The organism is Streptomyces sp. NPDC048002, assembly GCF_040653275.1.
Lineage (GTDB): Bacteria > Actinomycetota > Actinomycetes > Streptomycetales > Streptomycetaceae > Streptomyces.
Genome location: NZ_JBEZNL010000022.1, coordinates 81735 through 104306, shown reverse-complemented (window position 1 = coordinate 104306; position 22572 = coordinate 81735). Strand labels below are relative to the sequence as shown.

At 74.5% G+C, this 22572-nt stretch carries 17 protein-coding genes; 7 read left to right on the top strand and 10 right to left on the bottom strand.

What is annotated here, in order from left to right; genetic code table 11:
* The first annotated feature begins 8 nt into the window (after positions 1-8).
* Both AB0E07_RS25185 and AB0E07_RS25180 read left to right on the top strand, forming a co-directional pair.
* On the top strand, positions 9-1550 hold the full coding sequence (locus AB0E07_RS25185) for an amino acid permease (RefSeq protein ID WP_362256346.1): 1542 nt from the start codon (positions 9-11) through the stop codon (positions 1548-1550).
* A 10-nt stretch (positions 1551-1560) separates the two neighbouring features.
* A complete protein-coding gene (locus AB0E07_RS25180) occupies positions 1561-3114 on the top strand; it encodes a GMC family oxidoreductase N-terminal domain-containing protein (RefSeq protein ID WP_362256343.1) in 1554 nt (517 codons plus the stop codon).
* Between the two features lie 12 nt (positions 3115-3126).
* Here the strand turns inward: AB0E07_RS25180 and AB0E07_RS25175 are convergent, their stop codons facing one another.
* The 4 genes from AB0E07_RS25175 to AB0E07_RS25160 are packed head-to-tail and all read right to left on the bottom strand — an operon-like array spanning position 3127 to position 11001.
* Complete coding sequence (locus AB0E07_RS25175; protein WP_362256341.1) at positions 3127-7734, bottom strand: hypothetical protein; 4608 nt, start codon at positions 7732-7734, stop codon at positions 3127-3129.
* A 37-nt stretch (positions 7735-7771) separates the two neighbouring features.
* Positions 7772-8653 (bottom strand): hypothetical protein, encoded by an 882-nt coding sequence (locus AB0E07_RS25170; protein WP_362256338.1) that lies wholly within the window; start codon positions 8651-8653, stop codon positions 7772-7774.
* Between the two features lie 31 nt (positions 8654-8684).
* Positions 8685-10211, bottom strand: a complete 1527-nt coding sequence (locus AB0E07_RS25165; RefSeq protein WP_362256335.1) for a hypothetical protein — start codon at positions 10209-10211, stop codon at positions 8685-8687.
* 43 nt (positions 10212-10254) lie between these two features.
* Positions 10255-11001, bottom strand: a complete 747-nt coding sequence (locus tag AB0E07_RS25160; protein ID WP_362256332.1) for a GntR family transcriptional regulator — start codon at positions 10999-11001, stop codon at positions 10255-10257.
* 155 nt (positions 11002-11156) lie between these two features.
* Here AB0E07_RS25160 and AB0E07_RS25155 point away from each other — a divergent pair, with 155 nt between their 5' ends.
* Genes AB0E07_RS25155 through AB0E07_RS25145 form a run of 3 tightly spaced genes read left to right on the top strand, consistent with a single transcriptional unit; the run spans position 11157 to position 13404 of the window.
* Positions 11157-11915, top strand: coding sequence for a 5-oxoprolinase subunit PxpA (locus tag AB0E07_RS25155; RefSeq protein ID WP_362256329.1), 759 nt, complete (start codon positions 11157-11159; stop codon positions 11913-11915).
* A complete protein-coding gene (gene pxpB, locus AB0E07_RS25150; RefSeq protein ID WP_362256326.1) occupies positions 11912-12538 on the top strand; it encodes a 5-oxoprolinase subunit PxpB in 627 nt (208 codons plus the stop codon). The genes AB0E07_RS25155 and pxpB overlap by 4 nt, the downstream gene beginning before the upstream one ends.
* On the top strand, positions 12535-13404 hold the full coding sequence (locus AB0E07_RS25145) for a biotin-dependent carboxyltransferase family protein (RefSeq protein ID WP_362256323.1): 870 nt from the start codon (positions 12535-12537) through the stop codon (positions 13402-13404). The genes pxpB and AB0E07_RS25145 overlap by 4 nt, the downstream gene beginning before the upstream one ends.
* A gap of 99 nt (positions 13405-13503) precedes the next feature.
* On the opposite strand, the gene AB0E07_RS25140 is transcribed toward AB0E07_RS25145, so the two are convergent.
* From AB0E07_RS25140 to AB0E07_RS25120, 5 genes are all read right to left on the bottom strand, one after another.
* Positions 13504-14355 (bottom strand): SGNH/GDSL hydrolase family protein, encoded by an 852-nt coding sequence (locus AB0E07_RS25140; RefSeq protein WP_362256321.1) that lies wholly within the window; start codon positions 14353-14355, stop codon positions 13504-13506.
* Positions 14352-15512 (bottom strand): glycosyltransferase, encoded by a 1161-nt coding sequence (locus AB0E07_RS25135; protein ID WP_362256318.1) that lies wholly within the window; start codon positions 15510-15512, stop codon positions 14352-14354. The genes AB0E07_RS25140 and AB0E07_RS25135 overlap by 4 nt, the downstream gene beginning before the upstream one ends.
* Entirely contained in the window at positions 15509-16636 is a 1128-nt protein-coding gene (locus AB0E07_RS25130; RefSeq protein ID WP_362256316.1) for a glycosyltransferase family 1 protein, read from the bottom strand. Before AB0E07_RS25130 ends, AB0E07_RS25135 begins: the two co-directional genes overlap by 4 nt.
* 139 nt (positions 16637-16775) lie before the next feature.
* The gene (locus tag AB0E07_RS25125) at positions 16776-18194 is read right to left on the bottom strand and encodes a HEAT repeat domain-containing protein (RefSeq protein ID WP_362256313.1); all 1419 of its coding nucleotides are present in this window, start codon (positions 18192-18194) and stop codon (positions 16776-16778) included.
* 300 nt (positions 18195-18494) lie between these two features.
* A complete protein-coding gene (locus AB0E07_RS25120; protein ID WP_362256310.1) occupies positions 18495-18887 on the bottom strand; it encodes an ankyrin repeat domain-containing protein in 393 nt (130 codons plus the stop codon).
* A 259-nt stretch (positions 18888-19146) separates the two neighbouring features.
* Here AB0E07_RS25120 and AB0E07_RS25115 point away from each other — a divergent pair, with 259 nt between their 5' ends.
* Together AB0E07_RS25115 and AB0E07_RS25110 are read left to right on the top strand one after the other, a co-directional pair.
* The gene (locus tag AB0E07_RS25115; RefSeq protein WP_015661880.1) at positions 19147-19341 is read left to right on the top strand and encodes a hypothetical protein; all 195 of its coding nucleotides are present in this window, start codon (positions 19147-19149) and stop codon (positions 19339-19341) included.
* A gap of 40 nt (positions 19342-19381) precedes the next feature.
* Positions 19382-20968 (top strand): hypothetical protein, encoded by a 1587-nt coding sequence (locus AB0E07_RS25110; protein WP_362256307.1) that lies wholly within the window; start codon positions 19382-19384, stop codon positions 20966-20968.
* 57 nt (positions 20969-21025) lie between these two features.
* Here AB0E07_RS25110 and AB0E07_RS25105 read toward each other — a convergent pair whose 3' ends face one another.
* A complete protein-coding gene (locus tag AB0E07_RS25105) occupies positions 21026-22525 on the bottom strand; it encodes a PLP-dependent aminotransferase family protein (RefSeq protein ID WP_362256304.1) in 1500 nt (499 codons plus the stop codon).
* Positions 22526-22572 lie beyond the last annotated feature (47 nt).

Sequence of the window (22572 nt, the reverse complement as noted above, 5' to 3'; positions counted from 1 at the left end):
GCCCGCTCATGACCACGATCCAGCCACCGAGACAGTCCGACGACACCGAACTCGCCGAGTTCGGGTACCGGCCCGAACTCAAGCGCACCCTGGGCAACTTCCACACCTTCGCCGCGGGGATCAGCTACATCTCGATCCTCACCGGGACCTTCCAGCTCTTCTACTTCGGCTACGGCAGCGGCGGCCCCGCCTACTGGTGGTCGTGGCCGATGGTCTTCGCCGGCCAGTTCATGGTCGCCCTGTGCTTCGCGGAGCTGGCGGCCCGCTACCCGGTCGCCGGGTCCGTCTACAACTGGTCGAAGAAGATAGGCAATCGGCACCTGGGCTGGCTCGCCGGATGGATGATGCTGGTCGCGTCCATCGTGTCCATCTCGGCGGTGGCGCTGGCCTATCAGCTGACGCTGCCGCAGATCTCGGACGTGTTCCAGTTCGTGGGTGACGGCACCGGCAAGTACGACGTGGCGACCAACGCGGTCATCCTGGCCGCGGTGCTGATCCTGTTCACCACGGTGGTGAACGCCTTCGGCGTCAAGCTGATGGCGAGGATCAACACGGCGGGCGTGTTCATCGAGCTGATCGCCACCGTCGTACTGATCGTCCTGTTCGCCGTCCACATCACGCGCGGCCCGCAGGTGGTCATGGAGACCAACGACACGGGCGCGGGCTACGGCGCCGGGTACCTGGGCGCGTTCCTGGTCGCGTCGCTGGCGTCCGCGTACGTCATGTACGGCTTCGACACGGCCGCCTCGCTCGGCGAGGAGTCCCTGGACCCCACGCGCAACGCACCGCGGGCGATCATCCGCGCGATCGTCGCCTCGTTCGTCCTGGGCGGTCTGATCCTGCTGCTGGCGCTGATGAGCGTCTCCAGCCTGAAGGGCGAGCGGCTCTCCACCGACGGTCTTCAGTACATCGTGCTGGACGTGCTCGGCTCGACGGCCGGCAAGGCGATGCTGTGGTGCGTGCTCATCGCGGTCACGGTCTGCGCGCTGGCCGTCCACACCGCAGCGGTCCGGCTGGCCTTCGCGATGGCCCGGGACAACAACCTGCCCGCGTCCTCGAAGCTCGCCAGGTGCCACCCGCGGTTCCAGACGCCGGTGCTGCCGACGGTGATCATCGGGATCCTGGCCCTGTCCATCCTGGTCGTCAACATCCGCCAGCCGCAGATCTTCACCGTCGTCACCAGCATCGGCATCATCATGATCTACCTCGCCTACCTGGGCGTGACCGTGCCGATGCTGGTGGCCCGGGTGCGCGGCAGGTGGCAGCCCGCCGGCGACGGCCGCTTCTCGCTGGGCCGTTGGGGTCTCCTGGTCAACGTGCTGGCCGTGCTGTGGGGCCTGGGCATGACGATCAACCTGATCTGGCCGCGGGCCTCGGTCTACAACGCGAGCGCGCCCTTCCACTGGTACTTCCAGTGGGGCGCGGTGCTCTTCGTCGGCATCATCGCGGGCGGCGGCTTCGCCTACTACTGGTTCGTCCAGCGGCACCGCACCGGCGTCCTCGCCGAGCACCGGCTGGAATCCGCCGCGCCCACGAGCGACGCCGAGTGAGGGAGGGCCGATGAACATCGAAGAGTTCGACTACGTCGTGGTCGGCGGAGGCACCGCGGGCAACGTCGTCGCGGCCCGGCTGTCGGAGGACCCCGCGGTGACGGTCTGTGTCCTGGAGGCCGGCCCGAGCGACGTCGGCGACGACGACATCCTCCGGCTGGAGCGCTGGATGGGGCTGCTGGAGTCCGGCTACGACTGGGACTACCCGGTCGAACCGCAGGCCAGCGGCAACAGCTTCATGCGCCACGCCCGTGCCAAGGTGCTCGGCGGCTGCTCCTCCCACAACTCCTGCATCGCCTTCTGGGCCCCTGCCGAGGACCTCGACGACTGGGCGGCGGGCGGCTGTACGGGCTGGAGCGCCGCCGACCTCTTCCCGCTCTACCGGCGCCTGGAGAACAACGACGCCCCCGGCGACCACCACGGCCGCACCGGCCCGGTACGGCTGCGGACGCTCAAGGGCGAGGACCCGTGCGGGACGGCCCTGCTGGAGGCGTGCGCCCAGGAGGGCATCCCCACCACGGCCTTCAACACCGGTACGACGGTGGTGCGGGGCGCGAACTGGTTCCAGATCAACTCCGACGAGAACAACATCCGCCAGTCCTCCTCGGTGGCCTACCTCCACCCGGTCATGGGCAAGCGGCCCAACCTGGAGGTCCGTACCGGGGTGCGGGCCAAGAGGCTCGTCCTGGAGGGGCGGCGCTGCGTCGGCGCCGAGTACCTCGACCCCGACCTGATCCACACCAGGACGGTACGGGCCCGGCGCGAGGTCGTCGTCTCCTGCGGGGCGATCGACTCGCCGAAGCTGCTGATGCTGTCCGGCATCGGCCCCGCGGGACACCTGCGCGAGTGCGGCGTGCAGGTGGTGGTGGACGCGCCCGGCGTGGGCGAGAACCTCCAGGACCACCCGGAGGGCGTGATCATGTGGGAGGCGCGACAGCCCATGCCCACCACGTCCAGCCAGTGGTGGGAGGCCGGCATCTTCTACGACACCGAACCGGGCCTGGACCGGCCGGACCTGATGTTCCACTACGGGTCGGTGCCGTTCGACCTGAACACCGCCCGCCACGGCTACCCCACCTCCGAGAACGCGTTCTGCCTCACCCCGAACGTCACCCGGGCGAAGTCCCGGGGCACCGTGCGGCTCAGGACGCGCGACTACCGGGACAAACCACGGGTGGACCCCCGGTACTTCACCCATGAGCACGACGTACGGGTGATGACGTACGGCCTGAGGCTGGCCCGCCGTATCGCCGCGCGGCCCGCCCTGAGCGGCTGGGCCGGCGCGGAGCTGGCCCCGGGACCGGACGTCCGCACCGACGACGAACTGCTGGACTACATCCACCGGACCCACAACACCGTCTACCACCCGGCCTGCACGGTGCGGATGGGCGCGGCGGACGACCCCGCGGCCCCGCTCGACCCGCGGCTGCGGGTCAAGGGGGTCGAGGGCCTCCGGGTCGCCGACGGATCCGTGATGCCGGACCTCGTCACCGTCAACCCGTGCGTCACGACGATGATGATCGGCGAGAAGTGCGCGGACCTGCTGAAGGAGGACGCCCGCTGACGGCCGTGCCGCTCAGCCCTGCGGCCGCTTGAACATGCGGGTCGCCGTGATCTCGCTGTGCACCGCCTCCCCCGTCCGGGCCTGCTGCGGCAGTCCCGGGCGGAGGTGTTCCTCGACGCTGATGTACTTCAGCCCGGCCCTCAGGTCGGCGTCGTTGCGCAGCCGGATGACCAGGGGGAACTCGGCGAGCGCGGTGGTGTCGAACAGGCCGGTGGTGTACAGCAGCTGCACCCCGAGGGCGTCGGACACCGCGCGCTGGAGCTCCAGCAGATAGGTCGCGTTGGCACGGCCGATGGGGTTGTCCAGGAACAGCGTGCCGGCGTGGCGGTGCTTGTCGCGGCCCCGGTCGTTCGAGCGCAGGGCCGCCATCGTGCAGTACAGGGCGATGGCGGCGGTCAGCAGCTGCCCGCCCGAGAAGACGTCGCCCATCTGTCCGACCGGCACCCGCTCGGCGCGCAGCACCGCGTCCGGCTTGAGGATCTCCACGGCGACGCCCTTGGGCCGGAGGGCGGCCCCGACCCCGCGCAGCAGCAGGGACATGCCGTCGCGGCGCAGGTCGGAGTTCTTCTTCACGGCCGCGCGGGTCGCCTCGTCGATGACCTCGCCGAGCCGCTCGGTGAGCGTGGCCTGGTCGGGCTCCTCGAACCGGATCCGCAGGAATTCCTGCCCGGACCACTCGCCGAGGCCCTCGGGCAGCCGGGAGAGCCGCTGGGCGGACCTGAGGGTGGCCAGCGCGGACTCCACGAGGCCGCGCAGCCGGTCCACGATGGAGTCCCGGTTCCGCTCCAGCTGCTCCAGTTCGTCGGTGAGGACCCGCAGCCGGGGCGCGAAGGCGTCCGCCCACTTCTGGGCGTGCTCGGGCAGCGCGGAGGCGGGCAGTTCGCGGATCTGCTGCCGTGCCGGGGTGCGTACCTGCTCGTACCGGGTGGAGTTGGCGTGCCGCACCAGGATGTCGCTCGCCTCGCGCACGGCGGACTCCGCGGCGGACAGGTCGGCGGCGCAGCCGCGCAGCGAGCGGCGGGTCTCGGCGGCGGACTGCCGGGCCTCCTCCGGGGTGCCCGGGTAGGGCTCCGGCTCCTCCTGGTCCTCCTCCGCGGTGTGCTCGCGCAGCAGGTCCCGGAGCATGGCGGCGATCTCGTCGAAGCCGCCGGCCGCGTCCTCGGCGGCCCGGTGCGCGGTCAGCAGCTCGCCGTGCGCCTCCCGGGCCCGGTCCAGCGCCCCGGCGCGGGAGGCGAGTTCGGCGGTGGCCGTGCGCAGCAGCGCCTGGGCGTGCTCCGCGTCGCGCGGCCGGCCCTCCTCGGCCAGCTCGGTGTGTGCCTCGCCGTCCTCGGGCGCGTGCCGTTCCGCCTCGCCGCGCAGCCGACCGAGCTGTTCGCTGGCGGTCGACATACGCGTCTCCAGGAGCTGCACCAGCTCCTCCGCGCGGGCGGCGGCCGCCTGCCGGGACGGGCCGTCGGAGCCGTCGGGCGACTGGAGCAACTGCTCGGCGCGGGTACGGACCTTGTTGCTGAGCCGGTCCAGTTCGGCGCGCGCCGCGCTCTCGTCGCTCTCCGCGCGGGCCTGTTCGGCGCGCAGGTCGGCGCCGACGCCGACCTTCTCGTAGACCTGCGAGGCGGCTCGGTAGGCCTCCCGCAGCGCGGGCAGCGAGGACTGCGGGGTGTCCGCGCCGGACGCGGGGACGTCGTCGGGCGCGCCGGCGATCTCAGAGCGCTCGGCGCGCAGGGCGCGTGCCGTGCGGCGGGCGTCGTCGGCGGCGCGCTGGGCGGCGCGCCGGTCCTCGTCGGCGGCGCGGGCCCGCTCCAGGCAGGACTGGGCGCGGGCCTCCGACTCGGTGGCCTCGTCGGCGAGTTCGCGCAGCTTGGCCTGCCAGCCGGCCCGCTCGCGCAGCCGGAAGGCGAGTCCGGCGAGGGCGTCGGCGGCGCGCCGGGCCTTCTGCGCGGCCTCCTGCCGCTCGTCGCGCACCAGGGCCGCCTCGGCGGCGGCTTCGTCGGCCTCGGCGCGTACGGTCCGGGCCTCGGCGAGTTCGGCCTCCGCCTCCTCCGCGAAGGCGGCCGTCTCGCTCGCGGCGCGGGCCAGTTCGACGAGCCGTCCGGCCGGGCAGCCCGTGCGCCAGGAGGAGAGCCGGGCGGCCAGCTCGCGGTCCTTGCCGAGGCGGGCGGCGAGGGTGCGGATCTCCTCGTCGCGCTCGGTCGCCCGGGCCCTGAGGGCCTGGCGTTCCTCGTCGGCGGCGTTCTCGTCGTGCATGGCCGGGTTCGGGGGGACGAGGAAGACGTCGCCGCCGAGCGTGTCGGGGGCCGGGGTGGGGGCGAGCAGGGCGGCGGCGGTGCCGACGGCCACCGCGGAGCGGGGCAGCAGGGCCGCCTCGCCGAGCGTCTCGCGGGCCCGCGCGTGGGTGCCGGGGTCGGTGATGATCACGCCGTCGACGAGTTCGGGCCGGGCGGCCAGGACGCGCGCGTGGTCGGCGGGGTCGACGGCCTGGGCGAGGTAGCGCCAGCCGGGCAGCGCGGGGATGCCGTGCTCGCCGAGGAACTCCACGGTGGCCAGTACGTCGGGGCCCGGCGGCAGCAGTCCGCCGTCGCCGAGGGCGCCGAGGATGCGGGAGTCGTCGGCGGCGGCCGTGCGCAGGTCGAAGAGCTGGCGCTCGGCGGAGGAGACGGCGTCGTCGAGGAGTTCGCGCAGTTCGTCGGCGAACCGGTCCAGTTCCTCGGAGCCGAGGCCGGGCCGCTCCTCCTCGTCCTCCTGGCGGGGCTGGGGGACGGCGGTGCCGCGGGCCGAGCCGGTCAGGCTCAGCAGCTCCGCCAGCCGCTCCTCTGCGGCCAGCGATCCGGCCAGCCGGCACTCCGCCTCGTGGGAACGCCGGGCCGCGGTCGCCGCGTCGGCGGCGCGGGCGGCGGTGAGTTCCGCGCGGGACTCGGCGGCGCCCGCCTCGCGCGCGTGCTCCGACGCCCGCCGGGACACCTCCCGCGCGCTGTCCCAGGCGGCGACGGCGCCCTTCTCGGCGTCGCTGGCGGCGAGGGCGGCGCGGGCCGGGTCGGCGTCGGGGGTGCTGTCGTCCAGCCATCCGGCGCGTACCGCCTCGGCCGTCTCCTGTTCGACCTCGGTGAGCCGCTGCTTGAGGTGGCCGATCTCGCTGCGGGCCCGCTGCGCCTCGGTGGCGGCGGCCGTGGCGTCGCGGTGGGCGGCCTCGCCGGCCTCCTGGAGGGCGGCTGACCGCTCCTCGCCCTCGTTGGCGAGGTCCTCGGCGCTCTCGGCTGCCGCGTGCAGGGCGCGGACCAGGTCGACGGCGGCCTTGGTGCGGGCGGCGAGGGCGGGGGCCGCGTCGCGCTCGGCCTCCTGGATGGCGGTGGCCACGCGTGCGACGCGGTCGGCGGCGGCGCGGTGGCGCAGCACGGCCTCGGCGGCCTGCCAGGCCGCGTGCAGCGTGCGCGCGTCTGCCAGTTCGCGCTTCTGGGCGGCGGCGGACTTCTCGGCGGCGGCGAGCGCCAGCGAGGCGTGCCGGTAGGCGAGTTCGGCGGCGACCAGCGCGCTGCGCTCGCGTCCCGCCTCGGCGTGGGTGACGGCGTAGGCGGCGGCGGTGACCCGCTGCGCGAGGTCGGCGGCACGCACCCGTTCCCGCGCCCCGCGGGCCGACAGCCGGCGCGCCAGGGTCCGGGTGCGGCGCTCGGCTCCGGCGTGGATGTCCCGCGCGCGTGCACGGGCCTCGGCGGCCTCCACGATCCGGCCGAGCAGGTCGACGGACCCGGCGGTGAAGTCCCGTTCAGCGATCAGTTCGGCGCGTCGGCCGAGCTTGTTGCCGAAACCGCTGACCAGGTCGGCGAGCCCGTCGGTGTCCCGGGTGTCGGTCACCGCGCGCAGCAGCAGGTCGGTGAAGTCGGAGTCCTTCTTCACCGCGAACAGGCCGGCCGCCTCGCCCTCGTCCGCGTTCATCTCCCGCTGGTAGCGGAAGAGTTCGGGGTCGAGGCCGAGGTCGCCGAGGTGCTCGATCCAGCGGTCGTGGATCTCCTCCCAGTGCACCTCAAGGTGCGGGTACGCCTTGCCCGCCTCGGTGAGCGCGTCCCGGAAGCCCTTCATGGTGCGGCGGCGGCCCTGCGCGCCGGACGCGCCCTCGACGGGCGGGCGTACCGCGGTGGACTCGGCGACGGGCAGGTTGTCCAGGCTCAGGCCGGGGCCGGGCCGGAAGGAGTACCAGGCCTCGGCGAACTTGCGCGGGTCGTTGGAGACCTGCCGTCCGCGCCACTCGCTGGCCTTGCCGACGACCACGCACTCGCCGGTCAGGGTGTGCTGCCACTCCAGGGCGACGTGTCCGCAGTCGTCGGCGAGCAGGAACTTGCGCAGCACACCGGAGCTGGCGCCGCCGAGGGTGTTGCGGTGGCCGGGCAGCATCACCGAGAAGATCAGCTTGAGCAGGACCGACTTGCCGCCGCCGTTCTCCAGGAACAGCACGCCGGCGGGCGCGGGCCGGCGCGGCGGGCCCACGGGCTCGTCCTGGAAGAACTCCGCCTGGGTGGGCGCGGGATCGGGCACGGGCGCGCCCACGCCCCGCAGGTCAAGCACGGTGTCGGCGTAGCGCGCACCGGCGGGCCCGATGGAGTAGAGGCGGACCCGGGACAGCTCGTACATGGCGGACTCTCGTAAGTCTTCGGCAGGTGGGGGTGGTTCAGGCGGAGTGGAAGGGCAGTCCGGCCTCGGCCACCAGGTCGAGGTCGTCGCCCTCCTCGGGGGGCAGCAGCGTCGCCGTGCCGTCGGTCACCGGGACGACGCCCAGTTCCAGCAGTTCGGCCATGGCGGCGCCGCCCGCCATGTCGCGCACCTGGAGCTGGTAGCGGGCGGTGGTGCGGTAGGTGCCGCCGTTGTCGTCGCCGGTGCGCTGGAGGAACCCGGAGTCGGTGAGGAAGACCACGGCCTTGCCGACGATGCCGGTGGTGGACCCGGCGAGTCTGCGGGCGTCCTTGGTGGCGCCGGTGGCGGTGCGTCTGGCCCAGATCCGCCAGGCGGCCTCCAGTCCGGGCGCGTCGGTGGCCGGGTCGGTGTTCTCGCCCTGTTCCCCGGCCCGCTCCTCCAGCCGCCGGCAGGCCTGGCGGACGAACGCGTCGACGCCGTTGACGGAGACGCGGCCGATGTAGCCGTCGTCGGCGAGGTCCTCGGGGCGGGGGAAGGCCAGGGCGGCGACGGCGAGATGGGCGAGGCCGTGCAGGAAGCGGTCGCCGCCGTCGGCCGAGGTCCGCCGGGCGTAGTCGCCCATGCGGACGGCGAACACGGAGTCCTCGGCGGCGGCTACGGCCATCCCCGCGCGCGGGGACACCTCCAGCACGACCAGCCCGAGGCCCGCGGCGACCGCGTCCGCGAGCCGGGCGAACGCCGGGTCCTCGCGGTGCCGTCGCAGCAGCTCGGTGTACTCCTGGTCGCGGGCGGGCTGGAGCTTGGGCTGGAGGCCGAAGGCGACGAGCCGCGCGGCGTCGGCGGCGTCGGCGGGGGTGACGGCGGCACCGGTGGACGGGGCGGCGGCCTCCGGCTCGCTCCACTCGTCGTGCTCGGTCACGATCGGTCTCCTCGCTGTGCTGTCACTCGGCTCATGCCGCTTCCGTCCGGTCCGCCGCCATGCCCGCGGCGTCCAGCAGGGCGGTCCCGACGATCAGGTCCGCGCCGCCGAACTCCGGGTCGTCCAGTTCGGTCCCGTCGTCCACGGCGAACAGGAGTCTCTCCTCGCCCTGCCGGTAGGCGGTGCCGACGGCGGGGCTGGCCGCGTGCACGGCCAGCAGGGCCACCAGATAGGGCAGGTCGGGGTCGGTGCGCCGGGCCTGGGCCAGCAGCCCGGACAGCCGCCGGGGCGCGTCGGCGGGCAGGTCGAGGAGTTCCCTGGCGGCGGCGAGCTGTTCCTCGCTGAACCTGCTGTCGTCCGGGGTGGCGACGAGGTCCGGTTCGGGCATCTCGGCGCCGAGGTGCTCCCGCTCCACGGGCGGGGTGAGCAGGATGTCCACCAGGTCGGCGACCCGGACGGACACCGGGGTGCGCAGTCCGGTGCCGCGCGCGAAGAAGGCGTCGGTGACCCGGACGGCCTGTTCCACGGGGAGCGGCAGCAGCGGCGCCACGAGGTGCCCGTACAGGTCGGTGCCCGAGGTCGTCATCGGCGTGGCGAAGGCCTGCCGGTCCTGCTCGGCGCGGAACAGCGGCCCGGCCTCCAGCAGACGCGACTGGAGCTGGGTGTGGCGTCGGATGCAGTCCTTGACGATGTCGACGAGTTCGGCGGCCCGGCGCTTGTGCTCGGGCTCCTCGGACTCGTCGCGTGCCTTGCGGATGTTGGTCAGGATGGCGTTCTCGTGCCGGTAGCGGTCGGCGACGTGGTCCAGGGCCTCGGCGATCATGTCGGGCACCGAATCGAGCCAGTCCACCGCGCGGACGTTGCGCCGGGTCGCGTCGAGGGCGCGGCGGAGGGTCTCCGAGTACTGCACGGTGCGGTACCGGGCCTGCTCGGCGGCGAGTTGGGCGTCGGCGAGGCGGCCGCGGCTGATCAGCACCTCCAGCTTGACCTCGGCGGCGATCTGGGCGCTGGTGACGTCGGTGTCGAGGGCGCCGACGAGGACGTTGACCGCCTCGTCGGTGGTGCGCAGGTACACGGTGCCGCCGGCGCCCGGCACCTCCTCGATCAGCTTGAAGTCGTAGTCGCGCCGGACATAGCTGCCGTCGGGCGCGAAGGTGCCGTACACGGCGCGGAACCCGCGGTCGACGCTGCCGACGTTGATCAGGTTCTCCAGCACCCAGCGCGCCACGCGCTCGTGCTCGGCGACCGGGCGCCGGGGGGCCTGGGCGGCGATGCGCGGGATGAGCCTGGCCACTATCTGGTCGTGGTCGGCGCCCGTGTCGAAGTCCATGTTCAGAGTGACCAGGTCGATGGCGGCGAGCGCCACCTCCGCCATGCCGTACACCGAGTACTCACCGGCCAGGTTGGCCTTGCGCGCGTCCAGGTCGTGCAGCGGTGCCGTGCAGGCGAGCGCGCGCAGGCGCCGCGCCAGGCCCTCGTCGGCGGCCGGGCCCGGCGCGGGGCGCGGCCCCGCGCTGAGCTGGGGCGGAGCGCTGTCCGTCGGTGCAGGCGAAGTCACGGTGCACAGACTAGGTCCTAGGTCTGACATCGACCCAAACGACTCAGAAGCGACGGCCGTCGCCGACGCGCGACAGCGCCTCGGCGGAGGGCGGCGGGGCGTCCTCGCCCGTCCGGCCCCGGTAGGCGTCCACGACCCGGCGCAGCGAGTCGTCGAGATAGCCCTCCAGGAGCCGTTCCGCCCGTGCCCGGTCCCCGCCCCGCAGGGCCTGGAGGATCTCCAGGTTGCGGGCCAGGTAGGGCTCGTGGAGCAGGCGCGGATCGTCCACGGTGTGGAAGGCGAGCCGCAGTTCGGCGAGGACGCCGCGCATCAGTTCGTCCGTGCGGGCGCTGCCCGCCAGCGCCACCAGTGCGCGGTGGAAGTGGATGTTGGCGGTACCCACCGTTTTCCAGTCGTTCTCGCGCGCCGCCCGCTGTCCCTCGCCGACGGCCGCCTCCAGGTGGTCGAGGCGGTACGGCGGCTCCCCGAGCCCGCGGACGACGGCGCATTCGACCAGGCGCCGGGTGCGGTGGATGTCCTCGACGTCGTCGACGGTCAGGACCCGGACGAAGACGCCCCGGTTGAGTTCGTGGACGAGCAGCCGCTCGTGGGTGAGCAGCCGGAACGCCTCGCGCAGGGTGTTGCGGGAGACCCCCAGGGCGCCGCCGATGCCGTCCTCCGACAGCCGGGTGCCGGGCGGGAAGTAGCCCTCGGCGATCCGGGTCCTGAGGATGTCCGACACGCGTTCCGCGGTGCTGGTGCGCCCGAGGAGGGCGCGGTCGTCGGCCAGGCCCGTCAGCTGCTCTGCCATGCCCGGAATTCAACCGCAGTCACGAGAACGAGACAACGCGGGTATTGAAGGATCGTTCAACGATCCTCTACCTTCCGGGCACGGCACCACCCACCGCCGCGGCCGCCACGACGAGCGGTACCGCGTCCTGGAAGCGGTCACCCGACAGGAGCCCCATGACCCCGATCGATCTCAACGCCGACCTCGGCGAGGGCTTCGGCCGCTGGCGGCTCACCGACGACGAGCGGCTGCTGTCCGTGGTCACCAGCGCCAACGTGGCGTGCGGGTTCCACGCCGGGGACGCCGTCACCATGCGCCGGGTGTGCGAGCAGGCGGCCGAGCGCGGGGTACGGATCGGCGCCCAGGTCTCCTACCGGGACCTGGCCGGTTTCGGACGGCGCCCGATGGACGTGCCGGCCGCGGAACTCACCGCCGAGGTGGCCTACCAGATCGGCGCCCTGGAGGTCTTCGCCCGCGCGGCGGGCACGCGCGTGTCGTACGTCAAGCCGCACGGCGCCCTCTACAACCGCGTGGTGCACGACGCGGGGCAGGCCGCCGCGGTCGTCGACGGGGTGCTGCTCGCCGACGCGGGCCTGCCCGTGCTGGGCCTGCCCGGATCGCGCCTGCTGGAGCTGGCCGCCGAGGCGGGGCTGCCGACTGTCACGGAGGCGTTCGCCGACCGCGCCTACACCGACCGGGGCACCCTCGTACCGCGCGACCAGGAGGGCGCCGTCGTCACCGATCCGGACACCGTGGTCGCCCGCTCGGTGAGCATGGCGAGACTCGGCGAGGTCGACGCCCACTGCGGGGCCCGCATCCGGGTCCGGGCCCGCTCCCTGTGCCTGCACGGCGACACGCCGGGCGCGGTCGACCTCGCCCGCCGGGTCCGCGAGCAACTCCGTCTCTCGGGTGTCCGGGTGGAGGCCTTCGCGTGAGGGCGCTGCCGGTGGGCGCTGACGCCCTGCTCGTCGAGGTGTCCTCCGGGGAGCGGGCCCGGGCCCTGCACGCGGAACTGCTGCGGCGCCGCGCGGAGGGCTCGCTGCGGGTCCGGGAGATCGTCCCGGCGGCCCGCACGGTCCTGCTCGACGGCGTCACGGACCCGGCGCGGCTCGCGGCCGAACTGACCGCCTCCGAGATCCCCGACGCGCCGCGCCACGCGCGTGAGGTCGTCGAACTCCCGGTGCGCTACGACGGCCCGGACCTGGCGGAGGTCGCCGCGCACTGGGGCGTGACCGCCGAAGAAGTGGCCCGGCTCCACGCGGCCACCGAGTTCACGGTCGCCTTCTGCGGCTTCGCCCCCGGCTTCGGCTACCTCACCGGCCTGCCGTCCCGCTACGACGTGCCGCGCCGGAGCACACCCCGCACGGCGGTGCCCGCCGGGGCTGTCGCGCTCGCCGGGCCGTACACGGGCGTCTACCCGCGCTCGTCGCCGGGCGGCTGGCAGCTCATCGGCACCACGGACGCGGTGCTGTGGGACCACGCGCGCGTGCCGGCCGCGCTCCTCGCGCCGGGCACGCGGGTGCGTTTCGTCCCCGCGGCGGCGGTGAGGCCCGCATGAGCGACCGTGCGCTGGTCGTCGTACGCGCGGGGGCCCTCACCACCGTCCAGGACACCGGCCGCCCCGGCCACGCCCACCTGGGTGTGCCCCGGTCCGGCGCGCTCGACGGCCCCGCGGCGGCGCTGGCGAACCGGCTGGTGGGCAACCCGGTCGGGGCGGCGGTGCTGGAGACCACGCTCACCGGTGTCTCGGTGCGCCCGCGCTCACCGGTCCTCGCGGCCGTCACCGGGGCGCCGGGCGCGGTCGCCGTGGCCGGCCGACCGGCCGCCTGGGGCGCCCCGGTGGCGGTCCCGGCCGGGGCCCTGCTGGAGATCGGCGCGGCCGTCGCGGGGCTGCGCGCCTACGTGGCCGTGTCCGGGGGCATCGCGGTGGACCCGGTCCTCGGCAGCCGCTCGACGGACCTGCTGTCCGGACTGGGTCCCCCACCGCTGACCGACGGCGCGGTGCTGGCCCTGGGCCCTCCCGGCGCCCCGCCCGCGCGCGTGGACGTGGCGCCGCAGCCGGGCCCGCCCCGGGAGTTGGTCCTGGGGGTGACCCTGGGCCCCCGGGACGACTGGTTCACGCCGGGCGCCGTGTCCGCCTTCCTCAGCGCCGTGTACCGCGTCTCCCCCGCGAGCAACCGCATCGGGCTGCGCACGGAGGGGCCCGCCCTGGAGCGGGCGCTGCCCGGTGAACTGCCCAGCGAGGGCATGGTCCTGGGCGCGGTGCAGGTCCCTCCGGACGGCAGGCCGGTCGTGTTCCTCGCCGACCACCCGACCACCGGGGGCTACCCGGTGATCGCGGTGGTCCGCCCCCAGGACCTCCCGTCGGCGGCCCAGGCCCGACCGGGAACACCGATCCGCTTCACCGTCACCCAGGGAAGGTGACCCTCGGCCGGGGGCCCGGCACTGGGCCCCCGGGGAAGGGGACCCGGCCCTGGGCCCCGTCCCACCCGCGGCCCCACCACGCCCCCGTGGGGGGGCCGGTCAAGCGGCGTCCGGGTGCGCTTCCGTGACCGACAGGGCGGCCAGGGCCGCCGACACCGCCGCGGCCGTCCGCAGGTCCAGCCGGGCGCTCGTGCCGCGCGCCCGGTGCCGCATCTCGTCGAGGGCCAGCGTCAGCAGCTGCGGCAGCAGGTCGGTGCACCTGCGGGCCACCCACCCGGTCCCCGCGGTGGCCAGCCACCACAGGCTCGCCGACTTGGTGGGGGCGGGGAACTCGGGCTCCACGGCCGGCGCGGCGCCGGTGGCCAGCCCGCCCTCGGCCAGCAGCGCGTGGAACCGGACCGCGAGTTGCCGGTGCCCCCGCTCCCCCGGATGGAGCCGGTCCGCGCTCCACATCGCCCGGTCTCCGGTCCAGGCGGCCTCGGCCGCGTGCAGGTGCACCGCGTCGTACCGCTCGGACAGGGCGTGCACCACCGTGTTGACCGCCCGCTGGCGCCGGGCCAGCGGACGCGCCAGCGCGCCGGGGAGTCCGAGCATCGCCCCCGGATCGGGGAGGCAGGCCGTCAGGACGACCGCGCCCCGCTCGGCGAGCGCCGCGTACACCCGGTCCAGCCGTGCCGCCACGGCCTGGATGTCGAAGGTGCAGCGCAGCGTGTCGTTCACGCCGACGAGGACGGACACCACGTCGGGCCGCAGCGCCAGCGCGTCGGGGAGCTGGCGCTCCAGGACGTCCCGGGTCTGTGCCCCGCTGACGGCGAGGTTGGTGAAGTCCACGGGCGTGTCGGCGAGCCCGCCGGCGAGCAGCGCGGCCCAGCCGCGCCACCCGTCCCCGACGGGATCGCCCACCCCCTCGCTCAGCGAGTCGCCGAGGGCGACGAAACGCAGCGGTCTCATACGACGCCCTCCGGCACCCGGTCCCGCCCGGGGGCGGGCGCGTCGTGCGCGGCGAGGAAGGCGGCGACCGCGGTGTCCCAGCCGAAGCACTCGGCTCGCGCGCGTGCCGCCTCGCGGCGCTGGGCCTCGGGACGCGCCAGGAGGTCCTCCACGGCGTCGGCGAAGCCCTCCCCGTGGTCCGCGGCGACGGCCCCGGCGGAGCCGATCACCTCGGGCAGCGCGGACGACACGCTGACCGCGACGGGCGTGCCGCACGCCATCGCCTCCAGGGCGGCGAGCCCGAAGGTCTCCGCGGGGCCCGGCGCCAGGCACACGTCGGCGGACGCCTGGAGCGCGCCGAGCAGGGCGCGGTCGGAGACGTGCCCGAGGAAGGTCACCGGCAGCCCTCGCTCGCGCGCCCGCTGTTCCATCCGCGCGCGCAGCGGCCCGTCCCCGGCCACCACGAGCACCGCCCGGCGCCCCCGGCCGAGCAGCGCCTCCAGCGCGTCGAGCGCGGTGCCCGGCCGTTTCTCCACCGACAGCCGGGTGCAGGTGACGAGCAGCGCCTCGGACGGGCGCGCGTGCCGGGCCCGCAGCCCCGGATCGTGCAGCACGGGATGCCGTTGGACCAGGTCGACGCCGAGCGGCGCGCGGACGACGTTGCGCGCCCCGATCCGTACGAACTCCCGCTCGGCGAACTCCGTGGTGCACACCACGCGCGAGTAGGTGTGGGCCGTGCGGACGTTGAGCGCGTCGGCCGCGCGCCGGGCCGTGCCCTCGGGCACGCCCCAGGTACGCAGCACTCCGTCGGCGGTCTCGTGGGAGACCATCACGGCGGGCACCCGCGCGCGTCGCGCCCACTTGCCGGTCCACCGCAGGGTCGTACGGTCGGACACCTCCAGGCGGTCCGGGCCGAGTTCCTCCAGGAGGGCCGCGACGCGCCGCTTGTCGGCGAGCACGCGGTAGCCGCCGGTGCCGAGGAGCACCGGGCCGGGCAGGGTGATGACGCGGCCCTGCTCGGTCTCGCGGTCGGTGTGCCGCTCACCGGGGACGACGAGGACGGGTTCGTGTCCGGCCGCCTTGAAGCCCTTGCCCAGTTCGCGCAGCGCCGTGCGCAGTCCGCCGGAGGAGGGCGCGACGAAGTTCGCGAGCCGGACGATGCGCAGTGACTCGGTCACGCCGCCACCGCCGCTCTGCGGTCGGCCAGCACGCCCGCGTAGTGACCGATCAACTGGTCGCCGACGGCCGCCCAGGTGCGCCCCTCGACCATGGCGCGCGCGGCGGTGCCGTAGGCGGCGCGCAGCGCGGGGTCGGCGTGCAGGGCGCGCACCGCGTCACGTACCGCGGTGGCGTCACCGGCCGGGAACAGCAGTCCGGTGTGCCCGTGGGCGACGAGGTCCAGGGGGCCGCCGACGGCGGGCGCCACCACGGGGATTCCGCTGGCCATGGCCTCCTGCACGGTCTGGCAGAAGGTCTCGAACGGGCCGGTGTGCGCGAAGACGTCCAGGGAGGCGAAGATCCGCGCCAGGTCGTCGCCGGTGCGGCGGCCCAGGAAGACCGCGCCGGGCAGCGCCTGCTCCAGGTTCGGTCGGCTCGGTCCGTCGCCCACGATCACCACCCGGACGCCGTCGAGGGCGCAGGCGCCGGCGAGCAGCTCGATGTGCTTCTCGGGGGCGAGCCGGCCGACGTAGCCGACGATCAGCTCACCGTTCGGGGCGAGTTCCCGGCGCAGCGCCTCGTCGCGCAGGTCGGGCCGGAAGCGGACGGTGTCCACGCCGCGCGGCCACAGCTTGACCCGGGGCACGCCGTGCGCCCGAAGGTCGTTCAGGGAGGCGCTGGACGGGGCGAGGGTGAGGTCGGCGGCGGAGTGGACGGAGCGGATACGGCGCCAGGCCGCGGCCTCGCCGGCGCCCATGTAGGTGCGGGCGTATCCGGCGAGGTCGGTCTGGTAGACGGCGACGGCGGGGATGCCGAGCCGGGCCGCGGCGGCCATGCCGCGGACGCCGAGGACGAAGGGGCTGGCCAGGTGCACGATGTCGGCGTTGTGCTCGATCAGCGTCGAGGCCAGGCGCCGGCTGGGGAGCGCGACGCGCACCTGGGGGTAGCCGGGGAGCGGGAGGGAGGGGACATGGACGACGGGGCACGGCGCGAGGGCGCCGAGCTTGCTCCCGGGGGCGGGGGCCGGGGCGACGACGACGGGGGCGTGACCGCGATCGACGAGGTGTCGGGCGGTCTGGAGCGCGCAGTGGGCCACGCCGTTCACATCGGGGGGAAAGGATTCGGTCACGATGACGACTCGCATACCGGTGTTGTCGCCGTGCTGGACGTGGCCGCGTCAACGTGGATCTTTCCGAACAGGGAACGTCCCATGAGCGTTCCGCTGCACACCCGCGCAGGTCAGGCCGTGTCCACGCCTGCCTGACCCGCGGGTCACCCCTCGTTCACCCGGCGGGCGTGTCGGGTCCGATCCGGCTGCGGACGGCTGTCTGGACCTCGTCCTCCTCGGCCGGGTCGGCGGCGAGCCGGCGCAGGCGTTCCACGACCCGGTTGTCACCGGTCTCGGCGTGCCGGGCGGCGATCTCGCGGGTGGTCTCCTCGCAGTCCCACAGGCATTCGACGGCGAAGCCGGACGGGAAGGAGGGGTCGGTGGCGGCCAGGGCACGGGCGGTGCGGCCGCGCAGATGGGACGAGGCGGTCTCGCGGTAGACATGGCGCAGGACGGGGGCGGCGCAGGCGATGCCGAGCCGTCCGGCGCCGTCCACCAGGGTCCACAGGGTGGGAGCGTCGGGGCCCTCGCCCCGGACGGCCTCGCGCAGGGCCGCGAGGACGGGTTCGCTGTCCTGGGCCCCGCCGCGGCAGGCGAGCACCCGTCCGGCGGCCGCGCCGAGCCGGTCGGGGCGCCGGGCCCAGCCGCGGGCCCGGTCCACGACGAGGTCGCCCCGCATGCGTTCGAAGGCGTCGACGGCCGCCTCCGCGACCGGGGTCGGGCCCGAGGTCACGGCCGCCTCGATCAGGTCGAGCGCGTCGGGGTCGTCGCTGTCGGCGAGGTAGCGCAGGGCGGTGCAGCGGGCTCCCTCGGTGCCCTCCCGGGCGGCCCGGACGATCTCGGGCCGGTCCTCGGGTCCGGCGACCGCCGACAGGCAGCGGGCGGCCGGCACATGGAGCGCGGCTCCGCGGTCGATGCCCTGCTGGGCCCACTCGAAGACAGCCCCCACGCTCCAGCCGGGCCGGGGCCCGGTGGGGCGCATCTGGCGCTGCCAGCGGTCGAAGCAGCCGGCCTCCTGGGCGGCCCGCACGCGGGTGGCGATCGACGGGCGCGGATCCTCCGCCCACAGCCGCCAGGGGCGTGGCTCGAAGGCGTCGCGCACGGCGGCGGCCAGTTCGGCCTCGCCGGCGGTGTCGGTGGCGAAGCGCGCGAGCACCGGCGCGGCCAGGGCGCGCAGTCCGGCGTCGTCGTCGCGCAGGGCCAGTTCGTCGAGGGCCCAGGCCCAGTTGGTGCCGGTGGCGGCGTACCTGCGCAGCAGCGCGAGCGCGTCGCGCCTGCCGTAGGACGCGAGGTGGCCGAGGACCGCGAGGGCCAGGCCGGTCCGTGACTCCTCGGCGTCGAAGACGTCCTCCACGGCGAAGAGATGGGTCTCGATCTCGTCCAGCTCGCCGTTGAGGTCGAGGTAGAGGCGGGCGTAGTAGAGGGAGCGGTTCTCCACCTGCCAGTCGTGGCGGGGGTCGCTCAGCACACAGTGGTTGAGGGCCGCGAGCGCGTCGGCCCGCGGTGCGGTGAGCGCGTGCAGCGTGCCGTCGCCGCGGCCCCTCTGGAGCAGGCCGAGCAGCGTACCGCTGGGCGCTATGACCGGATCGAACATGGGAAACAGCCTCACATCAAGCGTCGACGCAACCGGGGACGTGCTCTACCTGGATGCGTGACAACACGTCGGGGCGCCCGCCGTTTCCTGCTTGCTGTAAGCCATCTTCCTCTGCCTCTCGTAGGTGGCCCATGCGGACCGCATCACGGCCCGCGCGGTGCGGCAACACCTGCCCAGCCATCGCGTCCGTGAATCACGTCGTCATGATGACCCGGCGGTTCCACCTGCCGCGACCGAAATTTCGGCGGCCCTTTACCGCCTCCCCCGTTTTCTGTGTCTCAGCTGTTCAACGCGGTGCGCTCAGTGCGCGCCGAACAGTTCCAGCAGTTCCGTCCTGCCGAACATCCGGGCGGTGTCGACGGCCGACGGAGTGCCCGCCAGCGGGTCGGCGCCGCCGTCCACGAGCACCTTGATGACGTCCGTCTCCCCCTTGAACACGGCCCCGGCGAGAGGGGTCTGACCCCGGTCGTTGATCCGGTCGGCCTCGGCGCCGCGGGCGAGCAGCGCCCGTACCGCCTCGGCGTGGCCGTGATAGGCGGCGAGCATCACCAGGGAGTCGCCGCGGTCATTGGTGAGGTTGGCCGGAACACCGGCGTCGAGGTACGCCACGAGCGCTTCGGTCCGCCCCTGCCGGGCCAGATCGAAGATCTTGGTCGCCAGCTCCACGACCTCGGGGTCGGGGGCTTCACTCATCGCCGGACCGCCTCTCCTTACAACCGTTCAGGTGAATCGCCAGGGTACTGGCTCACGCGGCACATGACCCGTTGTGCCCGAGGTAAGGATCACGACGTACCCGCTCGGACGCATCGGCGCAGCTCAACCGGTACGGGACGGCTCTGCCACTCGGGGGAAATCCGCCGGAATTCACCCAGTTGCACCTTTTATCGTATGGATACATCCTGTGATCCTGGAAGTACTCATGGTGACTGTCCCCACGAACCAGGAGATCCAAATGATCCTGTCCATCTCAGGTGTGGTCCTGCTCGGCATCATCGTCTTCCTGTTCTTCAAGAAGGACGGGCTGAAGGCGTCCCACGCGCTGGTCGCGGCCCTGTTCGGCTTCTACCTGGCCAGTACGGCCATCGCCCCGAGCATCAAGGCCGGCGGCGAGAGCCTGGCGAGCCTCCTCGGCGGCATCAAGTTCTGATCCCGCCCGTCCCGTCCGCACGCACCTCCTGGAGACCGCAGTGGCCCGGCGCCCCCTTCCCCGCATCCTGAGCACCGGCAGCGCGCAGATCGCCCGGAGCCGGGAGCTGGCCCGAACGGCGGCCGACAGCGCCACCGACGTCCTCCATCCGCTGATCAGGATCACCCGCGGACTGCGCCGACTGGCATCGGCCGGGCGCCGCAAGTGGGCCGAGACCCCCAAGGACAAGCGCGGGCCGCTGCTGTTCCTGGTGGCCTCGGTGATCCTGGTCGTGGCGCTCGTCCCGTACGGCCCGCTGCTCGCCGTCATCAGCCTGATGGCGGCGGCAGCCTGGCACGGCCGGGACCGCACCGAACCGGCCCCCGAGGGGCCGGACGAGTCGCAGACGGAGCGCCTGAAATCCCTGTACGAGGCGCTGGTGCCGTACTTCTCCACGGCCGACGACCCCGCTCCGCTGTACGCGCACGGCGGCGAGTGGGAGAACGCCTTCCCCGGCTACGAGTTCGACGCCGCGGGACGGGTCACGAGCCTCGCCGTCCGCTACCCGGCCTACTTCACCGACGGCGAGCCCGAGGCCCGCGCGCGGATCGAGCACCTGCTCACCGCGAAGTCGGGGCGCGGCCGCGAGTACCGCTTCCTCTGGGACGAGGAGGGCAACCAGCTCTCCCTGACGGCCCTGCCGCCGCTGCCCACGGACATCGCCGCCCAGCGTTTCGTCACGGCACCGGGCGAGACCGTGCTCGGGTTCACCGACCCCGGCGAGGTCCAGCGCACGCTCCCGCTCACCCACGGCGAGGAGCAGCGCGACATGCCCCCGGTGGTCTGGCGCACCGGGATCCGGTCCACCGAGCCCCATCTGCTCGTGATGGGCCAGCCCGGCAGCGGCACCTCCACCCTCCTCCGCTCGATCGCCCTCCAGGCGCTCCAGTACGGCGACGTCGTCGTCGTCGAGGGGGGCGGCACCGGCGAGTACGCCTGCCTCACCGGCCGGGACGGCGTCCTCGCCGTCGAGTGCGCGCCCGCCGGAGCGCTGGCCAGCCTGGAGTGGGCGGCGCACGAGACCGAGCGCCGGCTGATCGCGGCCAACCGGGCCCGGCAGGCCGGGCACCCGCCACCGGAGGACACCAGGCGACCGCTGTGGATCCTCCTCGACCGGCCGACCGCGTTCGCCCACCTCTCCGCGGCGGAAGGTCACCGGGACCCGCAGTCCCTGCTCCAGGTCCCGCTTCGGCACGGCCGGGCGGCGAACGTCACGGTGGTCGTGGCCGAACAGTTCGACAACGCGGACCTGCTGAGCGACGCCGTGCGGCAGCACACACGCGCGCGTGCCGTCCTCGGCCCCGCCACGGCGGACCAGCTGACCGGGTACCTGGGCGCGCCGCCGCCCACCACCCCGGTCGCCCAGGTCCCGCCCGGCCGCGGCTACGCCCGGCTGGGCACCGGACCGGTGCTACGCCTCCAGGTCCCGGCCACCCCCGACCCCTACGACGACGCCACCGGCGGAGCCCACCGCCAGGCCGTCCTCGCCCTGCTCCCGCCCCGCACCACCCCGGCGGACGCGGAACAGCACCCGGCGCCCGAACCCGAGCCGGTCCCGGCCGAGGCCGTGGCGGCGGAGACTCCCTGATTCACCACGACCGCAGAACACCGAACCCCGCGCCCAGGGCGCGGGGTTCCGTGCTGTTCACGCCACGAAGGTGCGGGGTGTCTCGCCACCGCCCGTCGCGCCGCTCTCCACCAGGCGTGCCGCGGCGGCCAGCCGGGTCGCGGCCTCCTCCGCCACCGCGCCGCCGACCGTGAACGGCAGCCGCACATACCCCTCGAAGGCGCCGTCGACCCCGAACCGGGGCCCGGACGGCACCCGGACCCCGACCCGCTCCCCCACCTCGGCGAGCCGTGAGCCGGACAGTCCGCCCGTGCGGACCCACAGCGTCAGTCCGCCCCGGGGCACCTCGAACTCCCACTCGGGCAGCTCCCGCCGCACCGCGTCGACCAGGGCCTCCCGGTTCTCCCGGGCCTGGGCCCTGCGCAGTTCCACCGCCTGCTCCCAGCCCCCGGTGCCGAACAGCCAGTTCACGGCGAGCTGCTCCAGCACCGGCGTGCCCAGGTCGGCATAGGCGCGGGCCGCGACGAGGCTGCGGATCACGTCGGGGGCCGCCCGCACCCAGCCGATCCGCATGCCCGCCCAGAACGCCTTGCTCGCCGATCCGACGGTGATCACCGTCGCGCCGGCCGGGTCGAAGGCGCACACCGGGCGCGGCATCGTGACGTCCGGGTCCAGCCACAGCTCGCTCATCGTCTCGTCGGCGATCAGCACCGTGCCGGCCGAGCGCGCCGCGTCGACCATCCGGCGCCGCTGGTCGTCGTCGGCGAGCGCGCCGGTCGGGTTGTGGAAGTCGGCGACGACGTAGGCGATCCGGGGCGCGGCGTCGCGCAGTACCTGGCGCCAGCGGTCCATGTCCCAGCCGGTGAGCCCCTCGGCCATGGCGACGGGCACCAGCCGGGCACCGGCCTCGCGCATCAACTGGAGGATGTTGGCGTACGACGGCGACTCGACGGCGATCCGTTCGCCGCGCCCGGCGAAGAGATGGCAGATGGCGTCGATCGCGCCCATCGCCCCGGTCGTCACCATGATCTGCTCGGGCATGGTCGGGATGCCCCGGGCGGTGTAGCGGTCCGCGATCATCGCGCGCAGGGCGGGCAGCCCGGCCGGATAGTCGCCGTGCGTGTGCGCGTAAGGCGGCAGTTCCTCCAGGGCACCCTGGACGGCCCGGGTGAGCCACGGCTCGGGCGCGGGCAGCGCCGCGCAGCCGAGGTCGATGATCGAGCCCAGGGCCTCGGGGGGCAGGGGTTCGAGTCCGCGCGCGGGCAGCGGGTTGCCGGCCGGTACGGCCGTCCAGCTGCCGGCGCCCCGCCGGGACTCCAGGAAGCCCTCGGCGCGCAGCGCCTCGTAGGCCGCGGCGACGGTGGTCCGGCTGACGGACAGGGCCAGGGCCAGTTCGCGCTCGGCGGGCAGCCGGGCCGCCACCGGCACCCGGCCCTCCAGCACCAGCAGCCGGATGCCGTCGGCGAGCGCGCGGTAGGCGGGCGGGCGGCGCGTGCCGGGGCCGGCGGGGCGGTCCTGCTGGGAGCTGAGCAGCCGGGCGAGCTGCGCCGGCCCCACCGCTGAGGTCCACTGCGCCATGGAAATCAGTCCACCTTCCCCGAATTGGCCATGGATGGCCGTTCTCC

Excerpts from the sequence above, each read along its gene's own strand:
- AB0E07_RS25160 (WP_362256332.1), bottom strand. The coding sequence starts at position 11,001 with ATGGCAGAGCAGCTGACGGGCCTGGCCGACGACCGCGCCCTCCTCGGG.
- AB0E07_RS25115 (WP_015661880.1), top strand. The coding sequence starts at position 19,147 with ATGATCCTGTCCATCTCAGGTGTGGTCCTGCTCGGCATCATCGTCTTC.
- AB0E07_RS25185 (WP_362256346.1), top strand. The coding sequence starts at position 9 with ATGACCACGATCCAGCCACCGAGACAGTCCGACGACACCGAACTCGCC.
- AB0E07_RS25120 (WP_362256310.1), bottom strand. The coding sequence starts at position 18,887 with ATGAGTGAAGCCCCCGACCCCGAGGTCGTGGAGCTGGCGACCAAGATC.
- AB0E07_RS25175 (WP_362256341.1), bottom strand. The coding sequence starts at position 7,734 with ATGTACGAGCTGTCCCGGGTCCGCCTCTACTCCATCGGGCCCGCCGGT.
- AB0E07_RS25140 (WP_362256321.1), bottom strand. The coding sequence starts at position 14,355 with ATGAGACCGCTGCGTTTCGTCGCCCTCGGCGACTCGCTGAGCGAGGGG.
- AB0E07_RS25180 (WP_362256343.1), top strand. The coding sequence starts at position 1,561 with ATGAACATCGAAGAGTTCGACTACGTCGTGGTCGGCGGAGGCACCGCG.
- AB0E07_RS25130 (WP_362256316.1), bottom strand. The coding sequence starts at position 16,636 with ATGCGAGTCGTCATCGTGACCGAATCCTTTCCCCCCGATGTGAACGGC.
- AB0E07_RS25145 (WP_362256323.1), top strand. The coding sequence starts at position 12,535 with ATGAGCGACCGTGCGCTGGTCGTCGTACGCGCGGGGGCCCTCACCACC.
- AB0E07_RS25105 (WP_362256304.1), bottom strand. The coding sequence starts at position 22,525 with ATGGCGCAGTGGACCTCAGCGGTGGGGCCGGCGCAGCTCGCCCGGCTG.
- AB0E07_RS25155 (WP_362256329.1), top strand. The coding sequence starts at position 11,157 with ATGACCCCGATCGATCTCAACGCCGACCTCGGCGAGGGCTTCGGCCGC.
- AB0E07_RS25125 (WP_362256313.1), bottom strand. The coding sequence starts at position 18,194 with ATGTTCGATCCGGTCATAGCGCCCAGCGGTACGCTGCTCGGCCTGCTC.